Annotated in this window: 12 protein-coding genes; 7 read left to right on the top strand and 5 right to left on the bottom strand. The window is 72.7% G+C overall.

Features of this window, described 5'->3' with window-relative positions; translation table 11 throughout:
- Positions 1-41 precede the first annotated feature (41 nt).
- Both ACZ4A5_RS10250 and ACZ4A5_RS10245 read right to left on the bottom strand, forming a co-directional pair.
- A complete protein-coding gene (locus ACZ4A5_RS10250; protein ID WP_467580806.1) occupies positions 42-248 on the bottom strand; it encodes a DUF397 domain-containing protein in 207 nt (68 codons plus the stop codon).
- Positions 245-1,075 carry a helix-turn-helix domain-containing protein gene (locus ACZ4A5_RS10245; protein ID WP_467580803.1) on the bottom strand — a complete coding sequence of 277 codons (831 nt, stop codon included), beginning with the start codon at positions 1,073-1,075 and terminating at the stop codon, positions 245-247. The genes ACZ4A5_RS10250 and ACZ4A5_RS10245 overlap by 4 nt, the downstream gene beginning before the upstream one ends.
- Positions 1,076-1,179: 104 nt before the next feature.
- On the opposite strand from ACZ4A5_RS10245, the gene ACZ4A5_RS10240 reads away from it, so the two are divergent.
- Entirely contained in the window at positions 1,180-1,395 is a 216-nt protein-coding gene (locus ACZ4A5_RS10240) for a hypothetical protein (RefSeq protein WP_467580800.1), read from the top strand.
- A gap of 332 nt (positions 1,396-1,727) precedes the next feature.
- Entirely contained in the window at positions 1,728-2,531 is an 804-nt protein-coding gene (locus tag ACZ4A5_RS10235) for a phosphotransferase (RefSeq protein WP_467580797.1), read from the top strand.
- A gap of 20 nt (positions 2,532-2,551) precedes the next feature.
- On the opposite strand, the gene ACZ4A5_RS10230 is transcribed toward ACZ4A5_RS10235, so the two are convergent.
- The 3 genes from ACZ4A5_RS10230 to ACZ4A5_RS10220 are packed head-to-tail and all read right to left on the bottom strand — an operon-like array spanning position 2,552 to position 5,177.
- The gene (locus ACZ4A5_RS10230; RefSeq protein ID WP_467580794.1) at positions 2,552-3,709 is read right to left on the bottom strand and encodes an acetyl-CoA C-acetyltransferase; all 1,158 of its coding nucleotides are present in this window, start codon (positions 3,707-3,709) and stop codon (positions 2,552-2,554) included.
- 20 nt (positions 3,710-3,729) lie between these two features.
- Positions 3,730-4,344, bottom strand: a complete 615-nt coding sequence (locus ACZ4A5_RS10225; RefSeq protein WP_467580791.1) for a TetR/AcrR family transcriptional regulator — start codon at positions 4,342-4,344, stop codon at positions 3,730-3,732.
- Positions 4,345-4,358: 14 nt separating this feature from the next.
- Entirely contained in the window at positions 4,359-5,177 is an 819-nt protein-coding gene (locus tag ACZ4A5_RS10220) for an SDR family oxidoreductase (RefSeq protein WP_467580788.1), read from the bottom strand.
- A 44-nt stretch (positions 5,178-5,221) separates the two neighbouring features.
- Here ACZ4A5_RS10220 and ACZ4A5_RS10215 point away from each other — a divergent pair, with 44 nt between their 5' ends.
- The 5 genes from ACZ4A5_RS10215 (at position 5,222) to ACZ4A5_RS10195 (ending at position 10,494) form a co-directional block, all read left to right on the top strand.
- Complete coding sequence (locus tag ACZ4A5_RS10215; RefSeq protein WP_467580785.1) at positions 5,222-6,070, top strand: enoyl-CoA hydratase; 849 nt, start codon at positions 5,222-5,224, stop codon at positions 6,068-6,070.
- Entirely contained in the window at positions 6,070-7,224 is a 1,155-nt protein-coding gene (locus ACZ4A5_RS10210) for an acyl-CoA dehydrogenase family protein (protein WP_467580782.1), read from the top strand. Before ACZ4A5_RS10215 ends, ACZ4A5_RS10210 begins: the two co-directional genes overlap by 1 nt.
- 34 nt (positions 7,225-7,258) lie before the next feature.
- Positions 7,259-8,266, top strand: coding sequence for an acyl-CoA dehydrogenase family protein (locus ACZ4A5_RS10205; RefSeq protein ID WP_467580779.1), 1,008 nt, complete (start codon positions 7,259-7,261; stop codon positions 8,264-8,266).
- Between the two features lie 22 nt (positions 8,267-8,288).
- Entirely contained in the window at positions 8,289-9,902 is a 1,614-nt protein-coding gene (locus tag ACZ4A5_RS10200; RefSeq protein ID WP_467580776.1) for an FUSC family protein, read from the top strand.
- An 85-nt stretch (positions 9,903-9,987) separates the two neighbouring features.
- Positions 9,988-10,494, top strand: a complete 507-nt coding sequence (locus tag ACZ4A5_RS10195; protein WP_467580773.1) for a MarR family winged helix-turn-helix transcriptional regulator — start codon at positions 9,988-9,990, stop codon at positions 10,492-10,494.
- Positions 10,495-10,676 lie beyond the last annotated feature (182 nt).

Below are 10,676 nucleotides of genomic sequence, written 5' to 3'. Positions count from 1 at the left end.
GAGCCTCGGCCCGCTCGCGGCGGGCCGGGGCCGACGGGCGGCTACAGGCTGAGCTCCGCCGCGTCCTTGACGCTGGTCACGAAGGAGGACCAGGCGCCGGACGGGAAGGTGAGCAGGGGCTTGTGAGGGTTTTTGGAGTCACGGACGGGGACCACGTCGCGCGAGGCGACAAGGTTGGTAGCGACCTCTATGCACTGGCCGCCGTTACCGCTGTGGGACGATTTGAACCAACGGGGGGAATCGGTCACGGTCTGCCCTTTCGTACCTGCTTGATCAAGGCCACAGACTCCGCCTGGGAGAGGGCGTCGGCCTGCAACTGATGGTAGGCCGCCAATATGGAGAGGACGAACACGCTTTCCCTTTCGAGATGGCCCCGATGTGTGGACTCGGCGTAGGACATCAGCGACCGGTCCGGCATCGTGAGCACGGTGACGGGCAAGCTGAACGGCCTGCGCGCCCCCATGGAGAAGGGGGCAACCTGCAACACGGTGTTCGGCATCTCGGCGAACTCGAGCAAGCGCTCGAACTGCGCATCCATGACCGTGAGGGACCCCATCGGCCGCCGGATGCACCCTTCGTCCAGTACCGCGAAGATCAGAGGCGATGGCGATCGCACAAGGCCGGCTTGCCGACTTACCACCAGATCCACGCGCTCGTCGGCTTGTTCGGGAGTGATCGCTTCTCTCCGCACCGCATCCGCTTCCAGCGTCGCCGCGTACTCCGGCGTCTGAAGCAGACCAGGGATGACGCCCACCTCGTACAGCCTGATCTCGGCGGCTCGCGCTTCGTGCGCCACGTACTCCGGGAATCCTTCGATCAGCGCGGTGTGGCGTACAGCACGGCTCTGACGCTCAAGCCTGTCGCCCGTCCCCAACGCCCGGTCCGCACTCTTCGAGAACCGGGGAGTTGGGGGACGTCGACCAGTTTCGACGGCAGAAATGTGCGTTCCGGAGAACCCCATCCGCTCGCCCAGCTCATCCTGCGTCCACCCACGCTCGTCCCGCAGCGCACGCAACCGCTGGCCGAAGCGCGCACCGGGCGACCCCTCGGGGTCCAGGTCCTTACGGTTCACCATCCGTTCTCCCAACTCCCCGAGCAATCCTCGCAAGTTGAAGACAGGATGACTGTAGGCCACGCTGAACACCGCCGTCAGGAAAAGCCATACGGAGAGGAGTGATCGTGCCCGCCGATCCCTGGACCGGCTACCGATCCGGCGCGCTCGTGGTGGACACGTCCACCAACCGCATCGGTGTCAGCGTCGCCTTCGACGGCGAGCGGTACACCCTCAAAGGGGCGAAGGGCGGCCCGCACGAGTGGACTGCCGACAAGCGCGCCGTCCGTCTGGCCACCACGGAAGAGCGCGCCACTCTCGGACTCGGCCCCCGGAGCGTCTGAGGCCTACACCCCCGTTCTCCCTCCCGCACTCCGGCGGGCAGGCTCCGCTCCTCCAAGGTTGATCATCCCCGGAGAGGAGCGGGTAAGACGCCCGCCCGGCCATCCTCGTGGCTGAAGAAGGCCGGGCGGGTCTTCAAAGGGAACGAAACTCGGTTCACAGGGAGTTCGTCATGTGGCACACGCTGAGCAACGACGAATGCGACCACGAATGGGTGGAGTGGAGCGGAGCCAACCGCTGCCGTAAGTGCGGCACGACACAGTCGTAACGTCGAAGAGCGGGAAGGGGCGCCGGGCGGTGCCCCTTCCTTTTCCTTGCCTTGACAGGAGTACCCGTGATCGAACGAGTCAGTTGGGAAGCGCTCCCCGCCGGACTGCGCGGCGCGGTGGAGGAACGTGCGGGGCAGGTGATCGCGTCGGAGATCGTCGCCGAGGGGCTCAACTGCGCCGCTGCCCTCGTCCTGACCACGCAACGCGGCGAACGCCTGTTCTTCAAGGGGGTGCGCGAAACCCACGTGGCAGCCGTCGCGGCACTCGACCACGAGGCCCGCATCAACGGTGTGGTGCAAGGCGTCAGCCCCACGGTGCTGCACCACTTCCGGGTCAGCGGGTGGTCCTGTCTCGCCTTCGCGTTCGTCGACGGTCGGCACGCCGACCTCGGCCCCGGAACGAGTGACCTGGCAGCCGTGGCGTCCGCTCTGCGACACATGCAGGCGTTCAGTGGTTCCGCCTTCCCCGCCCCGCCCTTCGTCGACCGGTTCACGCCGTACCTGCTGCCCGGTGAGGCCGCGTCCCTGAGTGGAACCGCGTTGCTCCACACGGACACGAATCCGCACAACATCCTGATCGACAAACGCAACGGCAACGCCTGCATCGTGGACTGGGCCATGCCCGCGACAGGCCCCGCATGGGCCGACCCGGCGTACACGGCCGTGCGCCTCATGGAATGCGGGCAGGCGCCCGCTGACGCGCTCGCCTGGCTCGGCGGGTTCACCAGTTGGCGGCAGGCGGAGCCGAGATCGGTCGAGGCGTTCGTGAACGTCACGTGCCGGCGTTGGGCGGCGACCGTCGGCGAGCAGGCCGCAGAGCCCAGTAACGCCAGATTCCGGCATCTGCTGGGCTTCCACCACGACCGTTGAGTGGCCCCCAGCCCGGCCACCTACAGCCGCTCCACGATCGTCACATTCGCCTGGCCCCCGCCCTCACACATCGTCAGCAACCCGTATCGCCCGCGCCGCCGTTCCAACTCGTACAGCAACGTCGTCAGCAGCCGGGCCCCCGTCGCCCCCAGCGGGTGCCCCAGAGCGATCGCGCCCCCGTTGACATTGACCCGGTCCGGATCCGCGCCCGTCTCCTGGAGCCACGCCAGGACCACGGAGGCGAACGCCTCGTTGATCTCCACCAGGTCGATGGCGTCCATCGCCAGCCCGGCCCGCTTGAGAGCGCGGGCCGTCGCGGGGATCGGCGCGGACAACATCCGGATGGGGTCCTCGGCCCGTACGGAAAGATGGTGGACGCGGGCCCGAGGCGTGAGCCCGTGGTCGCGCAGCGCGCGGTCGTTCGCGATGAGGACGGCGGCCGCGCCGTCCGAGATCTGGGAGGAGAGGGCGGCGGTGAGCGTGCCGCCGGTGAGGACGGGCGGGAGCGCGGCCATCTTCGCCGCAGTCGTGTCGCGGCGCGGGCCCTCGTCGGCGACGACGGTTCCCCAGGGGACGAGTTCGCGGTCGAAGCGCCCCTCGTCGGCGGCGCGCACGGCCCGCCGGTGCGAGCGCAGCGCGAATTCCTCCATGGCCGCGCGGCTGATGCCCCACTGCTCGGCGATCATCTCGGCGCCGTGGAACTGGTTGACGGGCCGGTCGCCGTAGCGGGCCCGCCAGCCGTCCGACCCGGCGTAGGGGCCGTCGGCGAACCCGAGCGGTTCGGCGGCGCGGCGAGAGGCGTAGGCGATGGGGATCTGCGACATGTTCTGCACGCCGCCCGCGACGACGAGGTCCTGGGTGCCGGAGAGCACGGCCTGGGCGGCGAAGTGGACGGCCTGCTGCCCGGAGCCGCACTGCCGGTCGACGGTGACGCCGGGCACCTCCTCGGGCAGGTCTGCGGCCAGCCAGCTCGTGCGGGCGATGTCACCGGCCTGCGGGCCGACCGCGTCGAGGCAGCCGAGGACGACGTCGTCGACGGCGGCCGGGTCCACGCCCGTACGGTCCATCAGGGCGCGCAGCACATGGGCGCCGAGGTCGGCGGGGTGGGCGGCCGAGAGCCCGCCGCCCCGACGGCCGACGGGGGAGCGCACCGCATCGACGATGTATGCCTCGGCCATGTCGGCTCCTTGATGTTCCGTCAGTCCGGAACGGCGATACCGTCCAGGATCATCGACAGGTACTGGTGGGCGATCTCCTCGGGCGTGTGGTGCCCGCCCGGCCGGTACCAGGACGCGGCGACCCACACGGTGTCGCGCAGGAAGCGGTAGGTGAGCCGGGCGTCGAGGTCGGCGCGGAACACCCCCTCGGCGACGCCGCGCCGCAGGGTGCCGAGCCACGCCTTCTCGAACCTGCGCTGCGAGTCGGCGAGATAGGCGAAGCGGGGCCGGGCGGCGAGGTGGCGGGACTCCTTCTGGTAGATGGCGACGGCGGGGCGGTGCCGGTCGATCTCGCGGAAGGACTCGGTGACGAGGGCCTCCAGCGTCTCGCGGGGGCCGAGGCCGGCGGCGAGCACGGCGTCGTAGCCCGCCCAGAGCTCGCCCAGGAAGGTGGAGAGGATCTCGTCGAGCATCGACTCCTTGGAGTCGAAGTGGTAGTAGAGGCTGCCCGCGAGCAGCCCCGCCTCGTCGGCGATCCGGCGGACGGTGGTGGCGTTGTAGCCGTGGGTGGCGAACACCTCGGCGGCGGTGGCGAGGAGTTCGCGGCGCCGCTCGGGGGCGGCGGGGTGAGCGGTGGTCTGCTTGCTGTTGGGCACGAGGTCATTCTCGGTCACGCGCGCTGGCCGCTGACGGAGACCGTCTCCCCCGTCATGTACGAGGAATAGCCGCTGGCGAGGAAGACGATGACGTTGGCCACCTCCCAGGGCTCCGCGGGGCGGCCGAAGGGCTCGCGCGCGGTGAGCTCGGCGAGCAGCTCGGGGGTGGTGACCTTGGCGAGGTGGGGGTGCATGGCGAGGCTGGGCGCCACCGCGTTGACGCGTACGCCGTAGGCCGCGGCCTCGACGGCGGCGCAGCGGGTGAGGGCCATGACGCCCGCCTTGGCGGCGGCGTAGTGGGCCTGGCCGCGCTGGGCGCGCCAGCCGACGACGGAGGCGTTGTTGACGACGACGCCCCCGGTGCCCGTGGCGCGCATCCGGCGCAGGGCGGCGCGGGTGCAGCGGAAGGTGCCGTTCAGGGAGGTGTCGACGACCTTGTCCCACTGCTCGTCGGTCATGTCCACCAGATCGGCGGTGCCGCCGAGGCCCGCGTTGTTGACGACGATGTCGAGCGCGCCGTGGCGTTCCTCGGCGAGCTCGAACAGGGCGGTGACCTGGGCCTCGTCGGTGACGTCGCAGGGCAGTCCGGCGACCTGCCGGGCGCCGTAGCTGTCGCACAGCGCGGCGACGGTCGCCCGGAGTCTGCGGGCGTGGGCGTCGCCGAGCACGACGCGGGCGCCCTCTTCGAGGAACCGGCGCGCGGTGGCGCCGCCGATGCCGGTGCCCGCGGCGGCGGTGATGACGGCGGTGCGGCCCGACAGCAGTTCGTGGCCGGGGAGATAGGGCGGCGGTACGGGCCGGGAGGCGGTGCGGGACTCCTCGACGCTGCTCATGGCCGTACGTTAACCTACCAAACACTTGTTAGGGAAGGATGGGCATGTCCACTGACCCGGCAGTGCGTTACGAGCGGAAGGGCCCGGTCGCGACGGTCACGATGAACCGGCCGCGGTACCGCAACGCGCAGAATTCGGCGATGACTTACGCCCTCGACGACGCCTTCCAGCAGGCCGCGAGGGACGACGGGGTCGGGGTCGTGATCCTCGCCGGGGCCGGTGAGCACTTCTCGGCGGGCCATGACATCGGCACCCCGGAGCGCGACGCCCATCTCCCGCACGCGCGCCGGGCGGGACTGTGGTGGGACCACTCCGACAAGGCGGGGGCGGACAGCCGCTTCGCCCGCGAGTCCGAGGTCTATCTCGGCATGTGCCGGCGGTGGCGCGAGCTGCCCAAGCCCGTGATCGCGTCAATCCAAGGCGCCTGTGTGGCGGGCGGGTTGATGCTGGCGTGGGTGTGCGACCTGATCGTTGCGAGCGAGGACGCGTTCTTCGCCGATCCGGTCGTGCGGATGGGCATCCCCGGTGTCGAGTATTTCGCCCATCCATGGGTGATGCCGCCGCGCGTCGCCAAGGAGTTCCTCTATACGGGCGACCGGATGAGCGCCCGGCGCGCGCACGAGATCGGCATGGTCAACCATGTGGTGCCGCGTGAGGAACTCACTATGAGAACACAGGAGTTGGCTGCCCGGATCGCCGCGATGCCACGCATGGGCCTCGCCCTCGCGAAGCGGGCCGTGAACCAGGCCGAGGACCTTCAGGGGCTGCACAGCGGTCTCGACGCGGCCTTCGCCCTCCACCACCTCGCCCACGCCCACAACGCCGAGACCGGCAGCGATCCGCTCGGCGGCATGGACATCGGGGCGATGAAGGCGAAGGAGCGCGGCGCCTGATGGACCTGGACCTGACGGCACAGGAGGAGGAGTTCCGCGCCGAGGCCCGCGCGTGGCTCGCCGCGCATGTGCCGAACACTCCCCTGCGCTCACTGGAGACCCGGGAGGGGTTCGCCGAACACCGGGCATGGGAGCGGGAGTTGGCGGCCGACCGCTGGTCGGTGGTCTCCTGGCCCGCGGCGTACGGCGGCCGGGACCGTTCGCTGCTGGAGTGGCTGCTCTTCGAGGAGGAGTACCACGCGGCGGGCGCCCCCGGCCGGGTCGCCCAGAACGGCATCGGCCTGCTCGCCCCCACCCTCTTCGCCCATGGCACGGAGGAGCAACGGGCCCGCGTGCTGCCGTCGATGGCGAGCGGCGAGACGGTCTGGGCGCAGGCGTGGTCCGAGCCCGAGGCGGGCTCGGACCTCGCGGCCCTGCGGTCGGTCGCGGTGCCCGAGCGGGGCGGCTGGGTGCTGCGCGGCCGGAAGACCTGGTCCTCGCGCGCGGCCTTCGCCGACCGGGCCTTCGGGCTGTTCCGCAGCCACGCCGACCCGGGCCGGCCACCGCATCACGGGCTGACGTACGTGATGTTCCCGCTGGACGCGGACGGCGTGACGGTGCGCCCGATCGGCCGCCTCGACGGGAAACCGGCCTTCGCGGAGATCTCCCTCGACGACGTGTTCGTGCCGGACACGGAGGTGATCGGCGAGCCCGGGCAGGGCTGGGGCGTCGCGATGAGTACCGCGGGCAACGAACGCGGGCTGACCCTGCGCAGCCCCGGCCGCTTCCTCGCCACCGCGCGCCGGCTGGTGACCCTCTGGCACGAGAGGGCGGATCCCGCCGACACGGCACTCCGGGAGCGGGTGGCGGACGCGGCCATCAGGGCACGGGCGTACCAGCTGTTCACCTACGCCCACGCGGAGCGACTGGCCGCCGGGGGCTCACTCGGGGCCGAGAGCAGCCTCAACAAGATCTTCTGGTCCGAGCTGGACCTCGCGCTGCACGAGACGGCGCTCGATCTGCTGGGCGCGGAGGGCGAGTTGACGGCGGGCGCTTGGGCGGAAGGCTATGTCTTCGCGCTGGCGGGGCCGATCTACGCGGGGACGAACGAGATCCAGCGGGACGTGGTGGCCGAGCGCCTGCTGGGCCTGCCCCGCGGGCGACGGCGGGCATGACCCCCCGCGCCCTCCTCAGGCGGGAGGACCTGGCGTGAGGCTTTCGCTCGACACCGCGCAACTCGACTTCCAGCACGCTCTCGCGCGCATGCTCAAGGAGGCCGGCACGCCGTCGGCCGTCCGCGCGTGGGCACGCGGCGAGCACGGGCCGGGGCTGAAGCTGTGGGGCCGGGTGGCGGACATGGGCGTCTTCGGGCTGGCCACACCGCGGGCGTACGGCGGTTCGGGCACGCTGCCTGTCGAACTCGCCGTCGCGTTCACCGAGTTGGGTCGCCACGCGGCACCCGGCCCCTACGTCGAGACGGTCGCGGCGGCCGCCCTCCTCTCCCGCCTGGCCGAGCGCGGCGAGACCGGCCCCGCCGACGCCTGGCTCCCCCGCGTCGGCGCCGGCGCGGCGCGGCTCACCCTGACGCTGCCCGGTGGCGGCCCGTACGCGCTGGACGCGGACGCGTGCGACGCGGTCCTGACCGTGGCACCGGACGCCCTGCGGCTGGTCACCGGCCATGGGCCCGTACAGCCGTCGCTCGACCCCGCGCGACGGCTCGCCCTGCCGGACGGCGGCGGCGAGGTGCTGGCCACGGGCCCGGCCGTGCGGGAGGCGGCCGCGCACGCGGCGGACCTCGCGGCGTTCGCGGCCGCCGCGCAGGCGCTCGGCGTGGGGTGCGCGCTGCTGGAGCGCACGGTGGCGTATGTACGGCAGCGCACCCAGTTCGGCTCGCCGGTCGGCGCGTTCCAGGCGGTCAAGCACCGGCTGGCGGACACCCTCGTGGGCCTGGAGTTCGCCAGGCCGCTGCTCTTCGGTGCGGCGGTCGCGCTCGCGACGGGCGCGCGGAGCGCGCCGGCCGAGGTCGCCGCGGCGAAGGCCACCGCCTGCGACGTGGCGTACGCGGCGGCCCGCACCGCGCTCCAGCTGCACGGGGCGCTCGGCTACACGGCGGAGTACGACCTGTCGCTATGGCTGGGCAAGGCCCGCGCCCTGCGTTCGGCGTGGGGGACGCCGACGGAGTGCAGGGCCCGCGCGATGGGGATATTTTTTGAGTAAAACACTTGCTAATCTTTTTGGTATGCCCGAACAGACCCCTCGCCGCTTCCCCCTGCGCGGCACGATCCGGCTGAACCGCGCCGGGGACATCTGGCACAAGCCCGCCTTCAGCGCGGTCGCCGCGATCGCGGTCCCCGACGGCGTCCTGCTCGCCACCGACCGCCTCGACCTCGCGCTCTACACCTCGGCCGGAGCGCTCTGCGCGCTCTACGGCCACGCCAGGCCGTACGCGGCGCGCGCCCGCGCGCTCGCCGGGGTGGTGCTCGGCATGGCCGCCGGGGTGGGGGTGGCGCTGACGGCGGCGGCGCTGACGGGCTCCGTCGCGCTGCTGGTCGTGATCGCCGCGGCGCTGGCGGCGGCGCAGAAGACGCTGTGCGACGCGTTCCGGGCCGGCCCTCCGGGCAGCATCGTCCTCACCTTCGTCAGCTCCACCGCGTGCTTCGTGCCGCAGCGGCCGGGCGAGGTGCCCTTCCACGTCGGGCTCGTCCTGGCCTGCGGCGCGCTCGCGTGGCTGATCTGCATGGCTCCCGGACTTGTGCGGCCGCACGGCCCGGAGCGCATCGCCACGGCCCGCGCCCTGGAGGCCGCCGCCCGGCTGCTGCGCGCGGACGCGGAGGCCGCCCCGCGCGCCCGGCACGCCGTGATCGCCCTGGTGGGCGCGGCGCGCGCGGAGCTGCGCCGCACGCCGCCGCGCCGGGCCGGTGCGCTCGCCGGGCTGGAGGCCCTGCTCGTACGGGCCGAGGCGGCGGGCGCGGGCGGCCCCGGCGCGGAGGCGGAGCTCTTCGACACCTGGGCCCGGGACCTGCGCAAGGGGCGCGCCCTGCCCGGCGAGGTCACCGGCGGCGGCTCACCCCGCGTGAGCCCGTCCGGCGGGCCCACCGCGCTCGACCGGCTGCGGCCCGGTTCGCCGCTGCTGACCGTCGGGGCCCGGGTCCTGGCCGGGGGCGTGCTCGCGGGCTGGGCGGCGGAGGCGGCGGGGTTCGGCCATCCGAACTGGGCGGTGGTGACAGTCGCGTCCGTCCTTCAGGCGAATTCCGTGCTGTCCTGGCAGCGCGCCGTGCAGCGCGTCCTCGGCAACTTCCTGGGGCTGCTGCTCTTCACCGCGCTGCTGCCCGTGGCCCGGACGGGGGCCTTCGCCATGGTGCTGATGTCGATCATCTTCCAGTTCGGCGCCGAGGCGCTCATCGCCCGCAACTACACGCTCGCGGCCGTCTGCGTCACCCCGATGTCCCTGCTGCTCGGTGAACTCGCGGGCAGCCACCCCGCGGGCCGGCTCGTCGGTGACCGCTGGGCGGATACGCTCGTCGGCGCGGTGATCGGACTGCTCGCCTGCGCGCTGGTCACCGACCGGCGCTCGGCGGACCGGGTCGGCGCCGCGGTGGACCGGGTCGCCGAGGCGCGGGCCGCGGCACACGCGCTGCTGGACGCCCCGCACTCCGCCCACGAAGCGGGCCGGGCCCGCGACCGGCTCGCGACCGCGCTCGTGGAGCTGCGGGAGACGGCGGACGCGGCGGCCGGCGAGTGGCGGCGGCGCTCGCTCCCGCCGCTCCCCCACGAACGGGTGGAGCGCGCCGAGCGCGACGGCCACCACACCCTGACCGCGCTCGTCCGGAGCCTGGCCACGGCCGCGGCGTAGCCGGGGACCCGGCCCCGGCACCGGGCGGCCGCGGCGGGACGGCAGAATCTTGTTCCGGAGCACCCGGCCGAAAGGAACCCCCACCGTGACCGAGGACGTCGTCGCGCGCGTGCTGCGCCAGTGGCAGCAGGTCCACCCCGGACTCGACACCGCGCCGATGGCCGTGATCGGCCGGCTCAACCGCTGCGCGGCGCTGCTCGCGCAGGCGACGGACGCGCCCCTGGTGCGGGAGGGGCTCACGCGCCCGGAGTTCGACATCCTCGGCACGCTGCGGCGTACGGGCCGGGAGCTGTCGCCGGGTCAGATCGCGCGGGAGACCTTCGCCTCGGGGGCCGCCGTCACCAAGCGGCTGCGCGTGCTGGAGGACCGTGGCCTCGTCACCCGCCGCGCCGACGAGCGCGACCGGCGTGTGGCTCATCTCTCCCTGACCGAAGCGGGTGCGGACCTCATCGACCGGCTGATTCCCCGGCAGCTCGCCTATGAGAGCACGTTGCTGGACGGGCTCGGGGATGAGCGGCGCGATCGGCTCTCGGAGACGCTTGGGGAGTTGCTGGTTCTGCTGGAGGGGCGGCTTGGGGGGCTTCAGCCGTAGCCGTTGGCGGCGGTTTCTTTTCATGGGTGCGGGGCCGTTTCCGACCCCCGGGTTCGCGGTGCGGATTCGTTGCCGGGTGCGGGGTCCGTTGCCGGGTGCGGGGTCCGTTGCCGGGTGCGGGGTCCGTTGCCGGGTGCGGGGTCCGTTGCCGGGTGCGGGGTCCGTTGCCGGGTGCGGGGTCT

The organism is Streptomyces sp. NPDC025618, from assembly GCF_055558795.1.
This window is presented reverse-complemented; position numbering and strand designations above follow the sequence as displayed.